Below are 18,386 nucleotides of genomic sequence, written 5' to 3'. Positions count from 1 at the left end.
TTTCCCTGTGGGGGCCGGGTCAGCCGCAGCAACTACTGCCCGCCGAAGCCGAGACGGTGGCCAGCGGGAGCGGCGTGTCGAGCAGGCCGCCGCTGATGCCGGTGGCCAGGCCGACCCGCTTCTCCTGAGCCTCGGCGAGGTTGGAGGAGCAGACGCCGGTCTCGGGCAGGTCGAGCTGGACGTCCCTGGCGGCCTCCCAGTCGCCGACGATCGCCGCGGCGACCGAGCGAACCTGCTCGTAGCCGGTGGCCATGAGGAACGTCGGGGCGCGCCCGTAGCTCTTGACTCCCACGGCGTAGTAGCCGGCTTCGGGGTGGCTGAGCTCGTCGGCGCCATGAGCGGGGACGGTGCCGCAGGAGTGCTGGTTGGGGTCGATCAGCGGTGCGAGCTGCCGGGTCGATCCCAGGACGGGGTCGAGGTCGAGGCGCAGCTCAGCGGCGATGGAGTGGTCGGGTCGGTAGCCGGTCGCGCTCACGATCTGGTCGACGGTCACGGACTGCTCGGCGCCGGACGGGTCACGGCTGACCACCTCGATGCCCTCGGCCGTCGCGGCGACGCGGTGGGTGTAGAAGCCGGTCAGCAGGCGGATACGGCCGGCGTCGACGTGCGCGCGCAGCCGGGTGCCGAGCGCGCCGCGAGCGGGGAGCGCGTCGGCTTCGCCGCCACCATAGGTACGGCCGGCGCCCGCCGCGCGGATGGCCCACGTGATCGGCGTGCTTTCCAGTTGAGCGAGGGCGAGCAGCGTGGTGGCCGCCGAGTGGCCGGCGCCGACGACCAGCGTGTGCTTGCCCTCGTAGCGGTCGCGGTCGGCGCCGAGCACGTCGGGTAGGGCGTGGTCGATCTCGATGGTCGCCTCGCCGTGGGCGGGCAGGCCGCTCGCGCCGAGCACGTTGGGGCTGGTGTAGGTGCCGGAAGCGTCAATGACCGCGCGGGCCAGGAGTTCCTCGCCGTCCTGCAGGCGGACGAGGAACGGGGTGTCGTCGCGGCCGTTGGTGCGGACCCGGTCGTAGCCCAGACGGCTGATCGCGGTCACCTTGGCGCCGAGCCGTACCCTTGGGCCGAAAAGTTCGGCCAGCGGGGCGAGATAGTCGTCGATGAGCTCGGCGCCGGTCGGCAGCCAGTCGGCGTCGGGCGCGGTCCAGCCGGCGGCCTCCAGCAGGCGGCGGGCGGCGGCGTCGATGTTGTACGTCCACGGGCTGAAGACCCGCACGTGGCCCCATTGCACGACGGAAGCGGCGATCTGGTCACCGGCTTCCAGGACCAGGAAGTCCTGGCCGCGTTCGGCCAGGTGGGCGGCGGCGGCCAGACCGACCGGCCCTGCGCCGATCACCACGACCGGCAGGAGGCCGAGCTCGCCGGTGGGCACGGTCTGCTCAAGCTCAAGAGGGGTGGTGGTGCTGCAGCATCCGTCACTCATGTTCGCGCTCCTCGACCTGTTTAGACGCTTGTCGAAGTAGCATCGGGCACTGTTTCGATATTTGTCAAATTAGAGGACGCGGCTAGTCGGTGGGGAGGGAGAGGCCGGCGTAGACCTGGTTGAGGACGGTGGGCAGCATGGCTTGGGCCGTGGTTCTGCCATCGGGCGACAGGGTCAGGTTCGTCCAGACGACGAGCGTGACCCCGTGGTCCGGGTCGTGTCCGATGAAGGAGTTGAAGCCGGGCAGTTCGCCGCCGTGGTAGTACATCGAGGCGTTCGGGCCGAAGCGCTGGTGGGCGATGCCGTACCCGTACTTCTGCCCGTCGGGCGCGACCGGGTCCTCGGCCTGCGGGCTGTGCAGCCACTGCTGCTGGAACGCGGGGTTGAGGACCTTGCCCGTCACCAGCGCCCGGATCCAGGTGGCCAGGTCGTCCGCGGTGGAGATGACGCCTCCGGCGGCGGTGGCGTAGGAGGGGTTCTGGTGGGTGTAGTCAACCGGCCGGAGCTTTCCGGATCGGGCCGCCGCCTGCATGTCGGCCGGGTAGGGCCGGTCGACCAGCGCGTAGGCCGTTCCGCCGTACATGTAGCCGTGCGAATAGGGGGTGGGGAGGGACACGTCGTCGGCGGCGGGCAGCGAGGTCCCCGCCAGTCCGAGCGGAGTGAACAGCCGGTCCCGGAACTGCCGGGCCAGCGGGTGGCCGCCCGCCTTCTCGGCGACGAGACCCAGCAGCGCGTAGTTGGTGTTGTTGTACTCGTAGGACGCGTCGGGTGCGAAGTTCGGCGGGCGCCGGAACGCGATGTCCAGCATCGCCTGCGGCGTCCTGGCCTTGCCCGGGTCGGCGTCCATAGCCGCCGCGAGTTCGGGTGCGTCGGTGTAGTTGTAGAGCCCGCTGCGCATCTTCAGCAGCTCGGCGATGGTGATGTGGTCGCCGTTGGGCACTCCGGGAACGTAGGCGGACACCGGGTCGTTCAGCCGGAGTCTGCCGTCCTGGGCGAGGAGGATGATCAGCGCCGACGTCATGGTCTTGGTGTTGGAGGCGATCCGGAAGTGGTCGCCCGTGGTGGGCGGTTCGGCCGTGCCCAGCTCGGTGGTGCCGACGGTCGCCCGGAAGGTTCCCTGCGGGGTCCGGAGCAGGACCACCGCGCCGGGAACCGTGAGCTTCTTCGCCGCACGCTCGACGGCGGACTGGAGCACGGCCGGATCGATGGGCTTCAGCGCCGACGGGGTGGGGCTCACCGTAGGGGTGACTGACGCGTGGGAGAGGACCGCCTCTGAGGGCAAGGCACAGCCCGCGATCAGCAGGGCAGCGCACGCCGCCAGCGGAGCCATGCGGCGAGCGGTACGCGACACCTGAGAACCGGGCGCGTCGGGAATTCCCAGTGCCGGCATCACAGCCCCCGTGCTCTGCGGTCAACCAGGCTGAGTGTCGGCATGACCGAAGAGGCCAAAACGGAAATAAGGTACGTAACCTTATCAATTCGTACCGTCAGCGGGGTACGGTCACCACGATTTTGCCGAACTGGGTGCCGGACTCCAGATGATGGTGGGCCTGCACGATCTCTTCCAGCGAGAACACCCGATCCACCACCGGCCGGAAAGCTCCGGCGCGGAGCCCCGAGGTGACGTACGCCGCCGCCCGGCGCTGCTGGAGGCGGCGTTCAGCGCCACCACGTCGCCCGCGCGCAGTCCGCCCACTTCCACCAGCGCGCCGTACGCGGTGAGGTAGGGCATCCACACCGCGGCGCCGGACACCGCGTCGACCCCGTCGGGCCGGTGCGGGAGCGCGGACGCGGGGACGATCGCCTGCTCGGCGTAGACGCCGTAGTCGTTTCGTCCTTGGCACATCTGATGCGGGCTCGTTGTCGGCAAAGCATCCCGGCCCTGCTTTGCTGGCGGCATGAGGAGTTTGCTGCGGCTGATCGTGGTGACGCTCCTGGTGAGTGCTCACGGCGCTGCGCGACTCGGTGCTGGGGCTCGTTCCGCTGCTGCCTTCGAGCCGCACTGGTAGACGGCCCGCCGGTTAATAATGGACTTCGTCATTAGTCCCCCGGAATCGTCAAGAGGTGGCCCGTGGACGTCGGCGGAGGAGATCTCCGGAGGCTCCGGCAACTCAATTCGCTGGCCTGTCTTAGGGTGCTGCGCGAGACGGCGCCGCTGACGCTCGCCGAGCTGTCGAAGAGGACGGGGCTGTCCAGGGCCTCGGCTGTCGAGGTGGTCGCCGAGCTGCGGGAACGCGGCTGGGTCGCCGAGGTGCCGCCCGCCCAGGGGGTCATGGGCAGGCCCGCCCGCCGCTACCGGTTCCGCTTCGACGCCGGTCACGTGCTGGGCCTCGACATCGGCGTGCACAAGGTCCTGGCCGCGATCACCGACCTGAACGGCGAGGTCGTGGCCAGCGCCAGGACCTCCGTGAGCCCCGACGTCCCCCGCCGCGAACGGCTGGCCGCCGTGGACCGTGCCACCGCCGCCTGCCTGTCGATGGCGGGTCTGACCGCCCGCGACATCTGGGCGGTCGCCGTGGGCACGGTGGGCGTGGTCAACCGTAAGGGCCAGGTGACCGTCGTCCATTCGATACCCGACTGGGCGGGCGTGGACCTGGCCGCGCACGTCAAGGCGACGTTCGACGCGCCGGTCCTGGTCTCCAACGACAGCAGGCTGGCCGCGCTGGCCGAGCAGCGGATGGGCGTGGCCCGCGACGTGCGCGACCTGGTCTACCTGCACGTCGGCAGGCGGCCGGGCGCCGCACTCATCCTCGACGGCAGGCTGCACCATGGGTTCGGCGGCGGGGCGGGCGAGGTGGGCCTGCTGGAGGCGGTGCGCTGGCTGCGCATGGGCGAGCACCTGGAGGGCGTGTCCTCGTGCGCAGACGCGCCGCCGGACCAGGTGGCGGGGCTGGTCTTCAGCGCGGCACGGAACGGTGATCCCGAGGCGGTCGAGGCGGTGGAGCGCTACGCGAGCGACCTCGCGGTGGGCACGGCGGCCATGGTACTCACCCTCGACCCCGAGCTGGTGGTGCTGGGCGGCGGCTTCTCCCGCTCGGGCGACGTGCTGCTGGAGCCGCTGCGCCGGGCGCTGGAGCCGCTGTGCCTGCGCATGCCCGAGCTGCGGCTGTCGGCACTGGGGGAGAGTTGCGTGGTGCTGGGCGCCGCGTGCATGGCCGTCGACGAGATCAACGCGCTGCTGCTGTCGGCCGACGACCCGCTCGAGCGAGCGCGCAACTTATGACATAGAACCTCGAAAGGCCGGTCCGAGCAACCGGAGTCGGCCTTTCGATGGTCACTTCTTGAAGACGGGTCACTTCTTGAAGACGGGTCACTTCTTGAAGACGGGTCACTTCTTGAAGGCGTCCTTCACCTTCTCGCCAGCCTGCTTGAGGCTGCCCTTGGCCTTCTGCGTCCTTCCCTTGGCCTGCATCGACTCGTTGTCGGTCGCGTCGCCGAGGCGCTCCTTGATCTTGCCCTTGGTCTCCTGGATCTTGTTCTTCGCCTTGTCGGTCTTCCCCATGACCATGCCTCCCCCGGGGCGCGAGCATTGCCCCCATCCGCTGCCCCTGATTTCTGGGCATAAACCCACCTGTGACGACGATCGTGCGCACTCCTCGGGGCAGGCAGCTCGCCGTCGAGGAATGGGGGTCACCCACCGGCCATCCCGTCTTCCTGCTGCACGGCACTCCGGGCAGCAGGCTGGGTCCCAGGCCCAGAGCCTCGGTGCTCTACCGGCTCGGTGTCCGGCTGATCACCTTCGACCGTCCCGGGTACGGCGGGTCCGATCCCGCGCGCGGACGGCGGGTCAGCGACGCGGTCGACGACGTCAGCGTGGTCGCCGACGCGCTCGGCCTCGACGCGTTCGCCGTCGTGGGCAGGTCGGGGGGCGGGCCGCACGCGCTCGCCTGCGCCGCGCTGCTGCCCGAGCGGACCTCGAAGGCCGCCGTGCTCGTGGGCCTGGCGCCGCGCACCGCCGAGGGCCTCGACTGGTTCGACGGGATGGCCGAGTCGAATGTCATCGAGTACAGCGCCGCCTCCGCCGGATACGAGGTGATCGCCGAACGCCTCGGGCAGGCGGCCGCGCGGATCAGGGCCAACCCCGCCCAGCTCGTCGCGGGCCTGTTCCACGAGCTGCCGGAGGCCGACCGCAGGGTGGTGGCCGACGACGGCATCAGGAGGATGCTGTGGCGCAACTTCGCCGAGGGCCTGCGCCACTCGGCGGACGGCTGGGTGGACGACGCCATGGCCTTCACCAGGCCGTGGGGCTTCGACCCCGCGATGATCGAGACGCCGACGCTGCTGTGGCACGGCGAGGACGACGTGTTCTCGCCGGTCGCGCACTGCCGCTGGCTCGGCGAGCGGATCCCCGGCTCGGTCGTGGCCGTGGAGCCGGGCGCGGCGCACTTCGGTGCGCTGTCAGTGCTGCCCGACGTGCTGCGCTGGCTGGTGCGGTCAGGCTGATCAGGTCGGCTGCGGTTCGAGGTCCCTGTTGATCCGCCGCCACTCCCGCAGCGACTCGATGTTGGGATGGTCGGCCCCCAGCACCTCCCTCATCAGCCCGAGCACCTCGCGCTGCTGCCCAGTCGAGCGCAGGGTGATGGCGAGGTTGGCCCGGCAGGCGAGCGTGTCGGGGTGCCGCGGGCCGAGCACGCTCCTGAGCAGGGCGGCGGTGTCGCGTTCGAGCGTCTCGGCGGCGGCCAGGTCGCCCAGGTCGCCCAGGCAGTTGGCGTGGTTGACGGCGCACGACAGGGAGAAGGGGTGGTCGGCGGCCAGCCGTACCCTGAAGGCCTCCAGGGTCTCCTCGCCGAGCGCGCACGCCTCGCGCACGTCGCCGGTGCCGCGCAGGTAGGTGATCAGGTTGTTGGCCACGACGAGCGTGTAGGGGTGGGTGGCGCCCAGGCTGGCCCGGAAGTCGGCGAGGATCCCCGTGGCGATCCGGCGCGCCTGCGGCTTGTCGTCCAGCGCCGACAGGCAGCACGCGTACTCCAGCTCGGCCGCCCTCGTCTCCGGCGAGGCCGGATAGTGCAGGACGTAGCGGTCGTAGGTCTCCTTGGCCAGCTCCAGCGCCTCGGCCTGCTCCCCCGCCTTGCGCAGCGAGACGGCCAGGCTCTTGGCGGTGCGCAGCGTGTCGAGGAAGTCGTCGCCGAGCACGTCCTTGTACTTGTCCAGCGTGTCGCGCAGTAGCTCGACCGACAGCCCGAACTGGCCCGCCTCCCTGTGGTCGCGCGCCAGGTTGGCCTGGGAGAAGAGGGTGTAGGGATGCGTGGCGCCGAGCACCGTCCTGCGCCGCTCCAGCGTCTCCTGGTCGATCTGCCTGGCCGAGAAGCAGTCGCCGACCAGCCGGTAGGAGACGGCCAGGTTGTTGGCGGCGGCGAGCGTGCGCGGGTGCTCCTCGCCGAACAGCTCCTTGAACTGGGCGTAGGTGTTCTGGTCGAGCGTGAGCGCCTGCCGGAACTCGCCGAGGCCGCGCAGGTCGGCGGCGAGGCTGCCCGAGGTCATGAGCGTGTGCGGGTGCCGCTCGCCGAGCGTGGCCCGCTGCAGGGCCACGACCTGCTCGTCCTCCTCTCGTGCCGCCTTGTAGCGGCCCTGCGACCTGAGCACGTTGGCCAGGTGGAAGCGCAGGTAGAGCGTCTGCCAGTGGTCGGGCCCGTGCGCGTCGAGCCAGGCCCGCTCCAGCCGGCGGCCGCGCTCCAGGGCGCGCTCGAAGTTGCCGCGCTTCCAGGAGTAGCGCACCGAGTCGATGAGGAGCTGGCGGGTGTCCTCGTCGCCGCACTCGGCGGCCCGCGAGGGGGTCAGGTGCGGCCAGATCAGGCTGTAGCGGGGCCAGTTCTCCGGGTTGTCCACGTCGCCCTGGCGTGGGCGGGCGCCGACGAGCACGGTGTGCACGTCGTGGCAGGCCCGCTCCTGGGCCTCCTCGTCCATCTGGCTGCGGATGACGGCCTGCACCAGGCGGTGCACCTGGATGGTGTTGTCGCTCTGGTCCACCCGCGCCAGCGCGAACCTGCTGATCTCCCTGATCACGCTGCCGAGCATCAGCTTCTCGCGCAGGCTGTCGTCGTGCTCGCGCAGCAGCCGTACCATCTCGTCGCTGTAGATCATGGTCATCGAGATCGGGTCGGCTGAGAAGAACGCGCACAGTTGCAGCAGCCGCACCGCCGCTGGCGAGCGGCGCATGAGCTGGTCGAGGGAGAGGGTCCAGGTGGCGGCGACCGGCTTGGGCCCCCTGAAGGTGGGCAGCGCCCTGGTCAGCTCGCTTTCGAGCAGTTCCACGTAGTCACCGGCGGGCATCCCCGTCTCGCGCAGCCACGCGCCCGCCTGGTCGACGGCCAGCGGGAGGAACCCCAGCGCCGTCGCCACCTTCTCCGCGTCGCTCTCCTGCAGGCCCTGCACCTGGCCGCGCAGGTGTTCCACGCTCTCGTCGCGGCTGAACACGTCCACCTCCAGCGGCGCGGCCACACTCGACCACGCGGGGTTGCGCGAGGTGATCAGCACGTGCCCCGCCGCCCCGACGGGCAGGTGGTCGGTGAGCTCGGCCAGTTCGGTGGCGTTGTCGAAGATCAACAACCATCTCTGGTACGGCTCGCCGCGCCGCAGGCTCTCCAGCACGGCCTTGACCGTGGCCTCCTCCGGCTTGATCCCGAGCTTGGGGGCGAGCTCGTCGAGGAAGTTGTCGGAGATGGCCGCGGGCTCCTCCGCCGACACCCACCACACGAGGTCGTAGTCGGCCATGAACCGGTAGGCGTACTCCAGCGCGACCTGGGTCTTGCCGACGCCGCCGAGGCCGTACAGGGCCATCGGCAGCACGACCGCCTGCCCGGTGCCGACGAGCTGGTTGCGCAGCTCCTCCAGGACGGCGGCGCGGCCGGTGAAGGCGGCGTTGCGCGGCGGCAGGTTCCACACCCTGGGCGGTGTGCCGGGGTAGCGGGGACCGATCGGGGCGGGCTCGGCGGGATGCTCGGCCGCCTGGCCCGCCCTGCCGAAGACCCGCAGCAGCACCTGGGCCGCCTCGCTCTCGACGAGCTGGTCGATGCGCACGCCCTCCTCGGTGGGCAGGTCGCCGACCCTGATGGCGACGTACGGCGGCGGCTCGGTGAGGAAGTGCCTGGTCCTGGGCGAGCGCTGGTAGGCGGGCGAGAGGAGCGCGGCGACCCTGGCCGCGCCGGACAGCTTCTGCTCCCATTCGGGCAGGTCGGCGCTGACGACCACGACCTTCATGCTGCTCCTGCGCAGCAGCGCGGCCACCCAGTCGGCCCACATCCGGTCCTCGGGGACGTAGCTGAGCGCCAGTGTCCCCTCCCCCTCGGGGTCGGGCGGCCTGCGCTCGAACAGCGACATGAAGTGGGCCCGCACCTCCTCGACGACCGGCGGCAGCCCGGTGACGTCGCCGTCGGTGACCGCGGCGGTCAGCCGCTCGTAGGCGGCCAGGATCGACGTCGTCGAGGCGGCCACCTCGCCGAAGGCGGCGAGCGTCTCCTCGTAGGCGTAGAAGGGCACGTAGGGGATCTCGATGGTGGCCCAGTACCCCTCGGCGTCCGCGCCCTTGGGGAACCCGGCGAAGCGCCTGCGCGCCAGCGCCCGGCCCGCGTCGAGCTTCCTCTTCTCGCCGGGCTCGATGCGCATCGGGACGGGCAGGATCCTGATCCCTCTGTCGCGGTAGCGCTGGTCGATGTGCCTGGCCACGGCCGCCGCGCCGTCGATGCTCTGGTCGCTGAGCGTGAAGCAGTCGACGAGGATGTCGGGGAAGTGGACGGTGCAGATGTCAGCGATGTCGCTGAGCCCGGTCCTGCTGTCGATCAGCACGTAGTCGTAGTGGCGGCGCATGTCGGCGCGCAACGCGTCGAGGAAGACGCCGCCGCCGAGCCGTTCGTAGAAGTTGTCCCAGTCGAAGGTCGACAGCAGCGAGGAGTAGTCGCGGTTCTGGCGTCCGGCCGAGATGAAGTCGATGGTGCCGCTGCCGGGGAAGTGGTCGTACTCCAGGGAGACCGCGCGCGGCAGCACCTGCGTGTACTCCAGGTGCCAGTCGGGGGCGCGCTCCACCGGTTGCAGCGCGGCGAAGGCGTAGTCGGTGATCAGCTCGATGACGCCGGGGGTCGCGCTGATCACCCCCGCGTCCAGAAAGGGGTGGAAGAACCGGTGCAGGCCGGGCGATTCGAGGTCCCAGTCGAGCGCCAGCACCTTCCTGCCGTTGGCGGCCAGGATCCAGGCCACGTTGGCCAGCGCCATCGTGCGCCCCGTGCCGCCCTTGTAGGAGTAGAACGTGATGATCCTGCCCTCGCTCATGACCACTCCTCTGGGCCGCTCAACCTCGGTTTCTCGCTCGAAGGACCGGGCGGCGGGTACCCGGGGGCCTCGCGCAGCCGCCGCCACTCCGCCTGCCTGATCAGCTCGGCCAGCGCCTCCAGGTCGGAGATCGGCCTGGCCTCGACCGTCTCGCGCAGCGTGCCCTCCAGCCGCCCGCGCTCCGACACGCTCTGGAGATCGCCGTCGTGCCACGGCACGAGCACGGGGGCCGTCAGCTCCGCCACCGCCTCACGCACTCCTTTGTCGGCCAGCGCCCACGGGTCGAGCAGCACGACGCCCTGCTCGCCACCTTGCTGCCCGTCGCCGCGGGCGCCGTACTCGTCGAGCGTGCCGACGACGGGCCGCAGCCCCTGCCGCCTGACGACCTCGGCCGCCGCCTCGGCGAGCGTGCCGGGCCCGGCGAAAGGGTTCCAGTCGAGCGGCGACCTGCCGTAGAAGCCGGGGTCGCGCTCACCCGGCAGCGCGCCCAGGCGCGGCGCGACCACCGTCACGTGGTACGGCCTGCCGGTCTGGGCGGTCGCGAACGCGTTCGGCTGTTCGCGGTAGTCGGGGATGGTCTGGTGGGGCACCTCCACGGTCCTGCCGACCTCGATGATCCGGCGGGCCAGCCACCAGACGCCCTCCTTGTACGCCTCGCGGAAGCGGCGCAGTTTCATGACGCCGTAGATGCCGCTTCTGGCGTACTCCTTGCCGAAGGCCAGGTGCTCGTAGTTGAGAATGCCCGCGCATTCGGGCACCACCGTGTCGTACAGCGGAGCCCACAGCACCGGCAGGATCGCCTCGGAGCCGGGGCCGCAGCGACGGCTGAAGGCGCCCCATTCCTTGCCGCAGTGCTCGCTGTCGAAGTAAGTCATCGAGTAGACCGGCACGAACACCCTGCACGTCGATAACGCCTGGGAGACGTGGGAGGGCCAGATGCCGCCGACGGGCACCTGCCTGTCCATGAAGCCGGGCTGCTCGACGTTGGCGACCGCGCGCACGTCGTCGGACACGTGTTTGAAGAATCGAGCGACCCAGTGGTCGCTCACGTCGTTGCGCCGGTAGCTCAGAAAGAAGTACGGGGATTCGGGCAACCCGCCTCCTTTCTATTTCACGGCAAGCCAATTCACTGCGAAATCCACCGCCGACGCAAGAGGCAGCAGACGACATTCTGCCCGCCCAATGCCGCCTTTCCGGGAGAATCCGGATTTGTCGAGGTCGGCTCCGAGCTCTCCCAGGTGGGCGTCCTGGAGATCGACGTCCTGGTACTCCCACCAGCCTTCCTCCACCACGCACCGGTAGGTCCTGACCGGCGGGTCGGGGCGGCGGTACTCGGCCAGGTGCAGCGCCGTGCACGAGGTGTAGCCGACGCCCATGAGCAGGATCCACGCGTTCGCCGCGTAGAGCCTGGCCAGCGGCGACCGCTCCCCGAGGTGGCAGTCGCGGGCGTGGTCGTCCATCAGCTTGGCGGCCATCGGGCCCAGCGCGGCGAACGAGGTCTGCGGGTGGGCGCTGCGCACGGCGCCCTCGGTGGTCCTGATGTGCTCGGCGAGCCGTCCCATGCCGGTGGAGGGGGTGGTGAGGGGGTCGAAGGGGGGCATCGCCGCGCGGAAGGCGGCGACCTGTGCGCGGGTCATGCCCGCGATCCGCTCCAGGTGCTCGCGGGAGGTGTCGGAGTTGCCGGCCGTCTGCGTGGGCACCACGAGCGTGCCCTCCTGGCCGACCACCTCGCGCAACGCCCACGCCGCCGTCGCCGCCGCGACCTCGCCGACCCTGCTGAGCGAGCTGTGGACGAGCAGCACCTGCCCCGGGGCCACGCCCAGCCGCCTGAGCTGGACGCACAGCTCCCGCCCCGTCATCCGTACCTGCTTCGGTGCGCCGCCCGCGCCGCCTGTGCCGCGCGCTCGGCCTCCTCGGGCACCGGCTCGTCCAGCCACGGTATGACGGCCGCCCGCATGCCCGCCACGAACGCCGCGCCCAGCGGGGTGAGCGTGCCCGCGCCGAGCAGGGTCTCGACGGCCATGGCGGTGTCCGCGCGCCATCGGGCGAAGGCCAGCGGGTCGCGTCCGCGCCAGAAGTCGGTGACGGCCAGGTGCGCGTAGGCGCCCTGCAGCAGCCCCTCCAGCGGGCGCGGGTCGTCGCGCCACGGGGCGTAGAAGAGCCGCGTGTCCCGATCGTCGAACAGGTCGAACAGGTCGAGCACCCCGCCCAGCTTCACGTGCTGGAACTCGTGCATGAGCAGCAGCGCGAGCGTCTCGGGGTCGGGGGGCAGCGTCGTGGCGATCGCGCCGAACGCCTGCCTGGCGGCCGAGCTCGTGGTGCCGGCGGCGGGGTCGAGCGGGGTCAGGGTGGTCAGGCCCGCCCTGATCGCGGGCAGGTAGGCGGGATGCTCGCGCCCGATCACCTCGACGGCCGCGGCGAACCGCTCCTGCCACGCCGCCGCCTGCTCGCCGGTCAGCCGGGAGGCGGGGGTCCACTGGTGGCAGTCGCGGTAGGGGTCGAGGTCCTCCAGCGCCACGTCGACGCCTTCGGCCGTGAGCCGCCGCAGCGGCTCCCACGTCGCCCCCTCCGCCTCGGCGCCGCCGCCTGCGACACGCACCAGGGCGTCGCTCATACCGGTGAGCGCGCCGAGCCCCGGCAGGCAGGCGATGCCGTCGCGGACCTCGACCTCGACCTCGGCCGTGATGCCCGCCCTGACCGCCGCCGCCGCGGCGAGGTTGCCGAGGTGGGCGGGGCCCACCGTACCGGCGATCCTGCCGACCGCCCAGGCCCGCACGTAGGGGTGGTCGAGGACGGCGCCCAGCGCGGCGGGATGCTCCTCGTCGAGCCCGGTCAGCAGCCGCCAGGCGGGGCCGGGCGCGGCGGCCCTCGTCAGCGCCAGCCTGCGCAGGCTGGCCTGCCCGGCGGCCAGCGCCGCCACCGCCTCCGCGCTCCCGTGCCCCGCGGCCAGCTCGCCGAGCTGCCCCGACGTCAACGCGTGCGTACGGCGCAGCCGCGCCCCTGTCGACGCCTCCTCGTCTGTACGGCTCCGCCGCCCCCCAGCCCGCGCTCGCACGTGGGTGATCAGCTTGAGCAGGTCGGCGCAGTAGACGCTGGGGTTGACGAAGCTCCCCTCCCGGTAGCGATGCGGATAGAGCCCGCCGCCGCAACTGTCGACGACCGGGCACCTCCTGCAGCTCTCGGCGAGCCCGTCGATCCCGCGCTGCCGCGCCACGATCCCCGGATGCCGCGCCACCTCGTCGAGGGGCTGGCCGAACACGTCGAGCCCGGTCTCCGGCGCACCGTCGTAGGCCGCCTTCAACGAGTCGACCTGCTCGTAGGCGCCGTCGGTCTCGATGACCACCAGGTCGCTGGGCTCCAGGCCGAGCGCCTCGGTCAGGCTGGGCCCGCCCCGCGACGTCGACTCGATCGAGTCGAACAGCCGCACGGCCATCGGCCTGCCGTCGGCCACCCACCTGTCGAAGACGGCGGTCAGCCAGTCGCCCACCCCGCTGTCCGGGGGCTCGTCCCAGGTGGCGTGCTTGAGCAGGAAGTCGACCCGCGGCGGCGCCTGCTCGACCAGCGCCTCGTAGACGGCGATCGGGTCGTTGGCCACGTCGACCGTGCACAGCAGCCCCGCGTACAGGTGCGGACGCCGCCGCAGCAGAGCCAGGCTGCCGAGCACCCTGGCGTGGCTGCCCCTGCCGTCCGCGTAGCGCCGGTGGCGGTCGTGGGCCGCGCGGTCGCCGTCGAGCGAGACCCCCACCTTGACGCCCTTCTCCTCGAACAGGTCGAGGAAGTCGTCGTCGAGCAGCAGCCCGTTGGTGTGGATGCGCAGGTCGAGACGGCACGCTCCGGCCAGCGCCGCCTCGATCGCCTCGATGACGGCCCGCAGCCTGTCGGGCCCGGCCAGGAGCGGCTCACCGCCGTGGAGCACGACCGTGACCTGGTCGAGGGCGTGGCTCTTGACGTGTTCGGCGATGCGCAGCGCGGTCCAGGCGATCGTCTCCCTCGACATCACCTTGGGCCGTCGTCGCCAGCTCTGGTCGGCGTGCTCGTACACGTAGCAGTGGTCGCAGGCCAGGTCGCACCGGCTGTGGACCTTGATCACGAACTGGCGGAACGGCACCATCGCCGCCTCCCGTCAGATGGAGGAGTTGAACGCCGCCACGGAGACTCTGGGGGTATCGGGGACGACACGGCGCAGCATTCCGGCCAGCTCGGTGTCGCACGGGTCGTCCTCACACAGACTGCTCAGCGGGACGTCACGTACATCCACGACGCCCGAGATCACCGCTGTGGCCTCTTTGTCCATGTCTGATCCATTTCAAAAACCCTGCAGGGATTCAAGGGGAGTCTAATCCTGGCGGCCCCCGCGGCTTCTGATCGCCGGGAGCAAAACTCCTCTCGTGTTTCCGTCTCTGTCTGGGATACGCGGGCTCTGCCTTGGGATACGCGGGAAAGGCGCCGACCGCCTCAGCCGTCTTTCGCCGTGGCGGTGCGCAACTCGGTGAGGTAGCGCTTGACGACCTGCCCGCCGTACCTGGTGGTGATGAGCGAGCCGATGCACGCTAGCAGGTCCGCGCGGGCGGGCAGCGCGCGGTGGTTCGAGTAGGTGGACAGCAGGTCCAGATAGGTCTCGGTGGTGTAGGTCAGCTCCCACTCCCAGCGCTCGAACGCGGGCGCGGCGAAGCCGGGCATCGGTTCCCCGTCGTGCGGGATGGCGGAGGCGGGCGACAGGCGCAGGTCGGGCGGGGTGGCGGGGTCGAACCGCTCGTAGCACTCCTGGACCTCGGCGAAGAACGCCTCGGTGCCGCCCGCCACATGGTGCGTGGCGACGGTGGCGAGCATGCCGCCGGGGCGGAGCGCGGCCCTCGCCTTCGCCACCCTCGTCGCCGGGTCGAGCCAGTGGAAGGCGGTGGCCGCGAACACCACGTCGTACGGCTCGGCAGGCAGCCAGGTCTCGAAGTCGGCGTTGACCACCTCCACGGACGGCATGCGCTCCCGCGCGAGCGCGGCCAGCGAGGGCCCGAGCTCGACCGCGGTGACGCGGCAGCCGCGCGCGAGCAGGCCGCGGGTGGCCTGGCCGGTGCCGCAGCCGATCTCCAGCACGCGCGACCCCACGGGAATGCGTGTGAACAGCTCGGCGGGGTAACCGGGTCTGGCCCTGTCGTAGAGGAGCGCGTCCTCGTCGAAGATTCGCCTCAGCTCCACGCGGCCCACCTCGTCCGATAGCATGTCGTCCATGATCGCGCGTTTCTGGTGGCCCGTCTCCTAGGCGGCTCACGCGCGATGTCCGATGACCGCCCCTCGCGAGGTGGTCATCGACGGCTTGGCCTCCTCGTCACCCACGACCGGAGGCTCCCATGACGACCTGGCCCGCTCTTCTCGGCACGCTGCTCGACGGTGGTTCGCTGCGCGAGCAGGACACCGCCTGGGCCATGGAACAGATCATGGCGGGCGCGGCGACCGACGCGCAGATCGCCGGGCTCGCCCTCGCGTTGCGCGCCAAGGGCGAGACGGTCGAGGAGGTGTCGGGGCTGGCCGCGGCGCTGCTCGGCGGCGCGCCCCGGCTGGAGATCCCCTCGGACGCCGTCGATCTCGTCGGCACCGGCGGCGACCAGGCCCACACCGTGAACATCTCCACGATGGCCGCGATCGTCGCCGCGGCGGCGGGCGCCAGAGTCGTCAAGCACGGCGGCAGGGCGGCCACGTCGTCCTCGGGCGCCGCCGACGTGCTGGAGGCGCTCGGCGTCGTCATCGACCTGTCGCCCGCGGCGGCGGCCAGGGTCGCGGCGGAGGTGGGCATCACGTTTTTGTTCGCCCCGCACTACCACCCGGCCTTCCGGCACACCTCGGGGCCGAGGAGGGAGCTGGGCGTGCCGACGGTGTTCAACTTCCTCGGGCCGCTGGTCAACCCCGCCAGGCCCGCGGCGCAGGCGGTCGGGGTGTTCCATGCCCGGATGGCGCCGGTGATCGCGGGGGTGCTGGCGGCCCGCGGGTGCTCGTCGCTGGTGTTCAGGGGCGACGACGGACTGGACGAGCTGACCACGACGGGCCCTTCCACGATCTGGGACGTCAGGGACGGGGCGGTCACAGAGACTCGCTTCGACCCGCTGTCGCTGGGGATTCCCAGGGCGGATGTGGGCGATCTGAGGGGCGCGGACGCGGCGCACAACGCCAGGGTGGCGCGGGAGGTGCTGGACGGCCGCCGGGGTCCCGTGCGCGACATCGTGTGCCTGAACGCCGCCGCCGCGCTGGTGGCCGCGGGGCGGGAGGGGGTGCCGGGGCTGGCGGCGGCCTACGGCCGGGCGTGCGCCGCGATCGACTCCGGCGCCGCCGCGACCCTCCTGGACCGCTGGGCCACCGCCACTCGGCAGTGATTCCATACATATTTCGGCCAGAAAGTCAAGGATCGGCAAGTGGATCATTACCAATCGGGCTCTGGAACGAGCGAAAAAGCTGATCCCGCAGGTCACCGCAAGCCCCAAAAATACGGGAATTCAGCCGAAATGCCGTAGATCATCACCAGCTGCAAGGGGATGTCAAGCGAGTTGCAGGTGAGATCGTGGACCTTGGACACATGAACAGCACCCCCTTCGCCGCGAGCGTCACTGTGGTGGTCCCCGCACTCAACGAAGCCGACAACCTGCCACATGTCTTCGCGACCCTGCCCACCTGGATCGACGAAGTGATCCTGGTCGACGGCAACTCCACCGACGACACGGTGGCCGTGGCCCGGCGGCTGCGCCCCGATCTGCGGGTGGTGACGCAGACGAGGCGCGGCAAGGGCAACGCGCTCACCGAGGGGTTCGCCGCCGCCAAGGGCGACATCATCGTCATGATCGACGCCGACGGCTCGACCGACGGCCGGGAGATCGCCCTGTTCGTCAAGGCGCTGGTCGACGGCGCGGACTTCGCCAAGGGTTCCCGCTACATCGAGGGCGGCGGCTCGGACGACATCAGCCCGGTCCGCTCCCTCGGCAACCGGGTGCTGACCTTCATCACCAACCGCATGTACGGCACCGGCTACACCGACCTCTGCTACGGCTACAACGCCTTCTGGGCCAAGCACCTGGACGCCATGGCGCTCGATTGCGACGGTTTCGAGATCGAGACGCAGATGAACGTCAGGGCCGCCAAGGCGGGGCTGGACATCCGCGAGGTGCCCAGCCACGAGCGGTCCAGGATCCACGGGGCCAGCAACCTCCACGCCGTCCGCGACGGATGGCGCGTGCTCAAGACGATCTGGCGTGAGCGGGGAAAAGCCGCTCCCGTCCTGAAGGGTGACCTGTTCGACCCGTGCGTCACCCAGTGACCGACGGGTCAGCTCGCCGGTCGCCGGGCGTTCCTCAGCCGGATTCCGCTGAACTCCATCGTGCAGGCCGTGACCTGGTTCCAGAACGGCCAGAGGTTGTCCAGCACACGCAACTGGATCCCGGCCTCCTCGTGCAGCTCGAACAGGTCGGAGACCGGCTCGGGCGGCCCGAGCGGCTCCACCGGCACCTCGGCGACCATGGCGTGCGGGGGCTGGCCTATCGGGACGAAGACGGCGGCCGGCAGCCGGTAGGCGTACAACCGCACGTCCATCATCGACCTGAGCCAGCCGTACTCGATGGCGTGCACGCGCTCGCCGCAGCCGGCGCCGAGGATGCGCTCGGCGTCCTCCGCCCGCGTGGCCGGCCCCTTCCAGGCCATGGCGCGCGGGCACTGGCGCGGAAACCAGTAGTCGGGGCAGCGGTCGGCGTCGACCGCCCACACGTACGGGGCGCTCTGGCGCGAGGTCTTCGCGACGTGGGGGACGAACCTTCTGATCGTCGGATCCTCGGAGAAGTGGAGCACCTGGCCCGCATCTGGTCGCATGAGTCCATCTTTCCGGGGCAGAGGGGGGCGCGTCCCTGAAGAAAGGTGAGCTCAATGATCGTGTTGGGTCTGATCCTGGTCCTGATCGCAGCCGCGGCCATCTACCTGGTCGCGATGGAGCCCGATTCCACCTACACCCTGTTCGGCTACACCTTCGAGCCGTCGCACCTGGAGATGTTCCTGGTCGGCGCGGCGACCGCCGGAGTCCTGCTCCTCGGCCTGTCGATGATCGGCTCGGGTTCGCGCCGGTCGGTCCTGCACCGCCGCAAGCTGCGGGAGGCGCGGGTCCACGCGAACGACCGGGTCGCCAGGCTGGAGGACGAGAAGCGGGCGCTCGAACGCAAGCTGCATGACACCGACAAGAGCACCGACGCCGCCACCGAGCCGCATGCGGTCCCCCGCCAGGCGCCGCACCCCGACGATCACCTGGTCGCGGGTCGCCGTTCGGACGAGCGCTGAACCAGCTTGCCCTCGCGCCACAGCGCGAGGCCGGTGACCAGGGCGCCGAGCCCCTCCCACAGCCCCACCCCGACGAACTCCGCGGGCGCGGCGCCGGTCACCACCAGGGTGGTGAACACCGCGCACGTCAGCAGCCTGAACGGGACGGTCCACCGGAAGAACGGCGTCCAGTCGGAGGCCGCGGCCAGCAGGTAGTAGACCCCCATGTTGACCGCGGCCATCGACGAGGCCGCCAGATACACCTTGGTGTAGTCGCCGGGACCGCGCACCTCGACCACCTGGAACCCCAGCAATCCCAGGAGATCGTCCGGCCTGATCAGCCCGAAAAGCCCCAGGGCGAAGGCCAGGAAGCCGAAGACGGCGATCGTCCAACCGGACATTGATCGGGGCAAGCGCACGGGAAACC

Annotated in this window: 17 protein-coding genes; 5 read left to right on the top strand and 12 right to left on the bottom strand. The window is 70.9% G+C overall.

Annotated elements, in window-relative coordinates:
• Nucleotides 1-19: 19 nt before the first annotated feature.
• From ACFXJ8_RS12950 to ACFXJ8_RS12940, 3 genes are all read right to left on the bottom strand, one after another.
• Nucleotides 20-1,417 carry an FAD-dependent oxidoreductase gene (locus tag ACFXJ8_RS12950; RefSeq protein WP_379644046.1) on the bottom strand — a complete coding sequence of 466 codons (1,398 nt, stop codon included), beginning with the start codon at nucleotides 1,415-1,417 and terminating at the stop codon, nucleotides 20-22.
• An 82-nt stretch (nucleotides 1,418-1,499) separates the two neighbouring features.
• Nucleotides 1,500-2,654: a serine hydrolase domain-containing protein gene (locus ACFXJ8_RS12945; RefSeq protein WP_379644045.1), complete on the bottom strand. Its 1,155-nt coding sequence runs from the start codon at nucleotides 2,652-2,654 to the stop codon at nucleotides 1,500-1,502.
• 250 nt (nucleotides 2,655-2,904) lie between these two features.
• Nucleotides 2,905-3,003: a zinc-binding dehydrogenase gene (locus ACFXJ8_RS12940; protein ID WP_379644065.1), complete on the bottom strand. Its 99-nt coding sequence runs from the start codon at nucleotides 3,001-3,003 to the stop codon at nucleotides 2,905-2,907.
• 485 nt (nucleotides 3,004-3,488) lie between these two features.
• Between ACFXJ8_RS12940 and ACFXJ8_RS12935 the strand changes: the two genes are divergently transcribed.
• Nucleotides 3,489-4,640 carry an ROK family protein gene (locus ACFXJ8_RS12935; RefSeq protein ID WP_379644044.1) on the top strand — a complete coding sequence of 384 codons (1,152 nt, stop codon included), beginning with the start codon at nucleotides 3,489-3,491 and terminating at the stop codon, nucleotides 4,638-4,640.
• 105 nt (nucleotides 4,641-4,745) lie between these two features.
• Here the strand turns inward: ACFXJ8_RS12935 and ACFXJ8_RS12930 are convergent, their stop codons facing one another.
• Nucleotides 4,746-4,919: a CsbD family protein gene (locus tag ACFXJ8_RS12930; protein ID WP_379644043.1), complete on the bottom strand. Its 174-nt coding sequence runs from the start codon at nucleotides 4,917-4,919 to the stop codon at nucleotides 4,746-4,748.
• Nucleotides 4,920-4,990: 71 nt separating this feature from the next.
• On the opposite strand from ACFXJ8_RS12930, the gene ACFXJ8_RS12925 reads away from it, so the two are divergent.
• On the top strand, nucleotides 4,991-5,860 hold the full coding sequence (locus tag ACFXJ8_RS12925; RefSeq protein WP_379644042.1) for an alpha/beta fold hydrolase: 870 nt from the start codon (nucleotides 4,991-4,993) through the stop codon (nucleotides 5,858-5,860).
• Here ACFXJ8_RS12925 and fxsT read toward each other — a convergent pair whose 3' ends face one another.
• The 6 genes from fxsT to ACFXJ8_RS12895 all read right to left on the bottom strand — a co-directional run bounded on the left by fxsT (nucleotide 5,861) and on the right by ACFXJ8_RS12895 (nucleotide 14,872).
• On the bottom strand, nucleotides 5,861-9,679 hold the full coding sequence (gene fxsT / locus ACFXJ8_RS12920; protein WP_379644041.1) for an FxSxx-COOH system tetratricopeptide repeat protein: 3,819 nt from the start codon (nucleotides 9,677-9,679) through the stop codon (nucleotides 5,861-5,863). It lies immediately after the preceding gene.
• A complete protein-coding gene (locus tag ACFXJ8_RS12915; protein WP_379644040.1) occupies nucleotides 9,676-10,773 on the bottom strand; it encodes a TIR-like protein FxsC in 1,098 nt (365 codons plus the stop codon). Before ACFXJ8_RS12915 ends, fxsT begins: the two co-directional genes overlap by 4 nt.
• 12 nt (nucleotides 10,774-10,785) lie before the next feature.
• The gene (locus ACFXJ8_RS12910; RefSeq protein WP_379644039.1) at nucleotides 10,786-11,538 is read right to left on the bottom strand and encodes an aminoglycoside N(3)-acetyltransferase; all 753 of its coding nucleotides are present in this window, start codon (nucleotides 11,536-11,538) and stop codon (nucleotides 10,786-10,788) included.
• Nucleotides 11,535-13,790 (bottom strand): FxsB family cyclophane-forming radical SAM/SPASM peptide maturase, encoded by a 2,256-nt coding sequence (locus ACFXJ8_RS12905; RefSeq protein ID WP_379644038.1) that lies wholly within the window; start codon nucleotides 13,788-13,790, stop codon nucleotides 11,535-11,537. Before ACFXJ8_RS12905 ends, ACFXJ8_RS12910 begins: the two co-directional genes overlap by 4 nt.
• Nucleotides 13,791-13,802: 12 nt before the next feature.
• Nucleotides 13,803-13,973 carry a hypothetical protein gene (locus tag ACFXJ8_RS12900; RefSeq protein ID WP_379644037.1) on the bottom strand — a complete coding sequence of 57 codons (171 nt, stop codon included), beginning with the start codon at nucleotides 13,971-13,973 and terminating at the stop codon, nucleotides 13,803-13,805.
• Nucleotides 13,974-14,134: 161 nt separating this feature from the next.
• Nucleotides 14,135-14,872, bottom strand: coding sequence for a class I SAM-dependent methyltransferase (locus ACFXJ8_RS12895; RefSeq protein WP_379644036.1), 738 nt, complete (start codon nucleotides 14,870-14,872; stop codon nucleotides 14,135-14,137).
• Between the two features lie 152 nt (nucleotides 14,873-15,024).
• On the opposite strand from ACFXJ8_RS12895, the gene trpD reads away from it, so the two are divergent.
• Nucleotides 15,025-16,041 (top strand): anthranilate phosphoribosyltransferase, encoded by a 1,017-nt coding sequence (gene trpD, locus ACFXJ8_RS12890; protein WP_379644035.1) that lies wholly within the window; start codon nucleotides 15,025-15,027, stop codon nucleotides 16,039-16,041.
• A 200-nt stretch (nucleotides 16,042-16,241) separates the two neighbouring features.
• The gene (locus ACFXJ8_RS12885) at nucleotides 16,242-16,976 is read left to right on the top strand and encodes a glycosyltransferase family 2 protein (protein ID WP_379644034.1); all 735 of its coding nucleotides are present in this window, start codon (nucleotides 16,242-16,244) and stop codon (nucleotides 16,974-16,976) included.
• 8 nt (nucleotides 16,977-16,984) lie between these two features.
• Here the strand turns inward: ACFXJ8_RS12885 and ACFXJ8_RS12880 are convergent, their stop codons facing one another.
• Nucleotides 16,985-17,521 (bottom strand): DUF6886 family protein, encoded by a 537-nt coding sequence (locus tag ACFXJ8_RS12880; protein ID WP_379644033.1) that lies wholly within the window; start codon nucleotides 17,519-17,521, stop codon nucleotides 16,985-16,987.
• A 54-nt stretch (nucleotides 17,522-17,575) separates the two neighbouring features.
• Here ACFXJ8_RS12880 and ACFXJ8_RS12875 point away from each other — a divergent pair, with 54 nt between their 5' ends.
• Complete coding sequence (locus ACFXJ8_RS12875) at nucleotides 17,576-17,980, top strand: hypothetical protein (protein WP_379644032.1); 405 nt, start codon at nucleotides 17,576-17,578, stop codon at nucleotides 17,978-17,980.
• Here the strand turns inward: ACFXJ8_RS12875 and ACFXJ8_RS12870 are convergent.
• Nucleotides 17,944-18,360 carry a hypothetical protein gene (locus tag ACFXJ8_RS12870; RefSeq protein ID WP_379644031.1) on the bottom strand — a complete coding sequence of 139 codons (417 nt, stop codon included), beginning with the start codon at nucleotides 18,358-18,360 and terminating at the stop codon, nucleotides 17,944-17,946. The two genes, ACFXJ8_RS12875 and ACFXJ8_RS12870, sit on opposite strands and share 37 nt — an antisense overlap.
• Nucleotides 18,361-18,386: the final 26 nt, after the last annotated feature.

It is taken from the genome of Nonomuraea sp. NPDC059194 (genome assembly GCF_042754765.1).
GTDB lineage: Bacteria > Actinomycetota > Actinomycetes > Streptosporangiales > Streptosporangiaceae > Nonomuraea.
The sequence above is the reverse complement of the archived record's forward strand: the minus strand, read 5'-3'. Positions and strand labels throughout refer to the sequence as shown.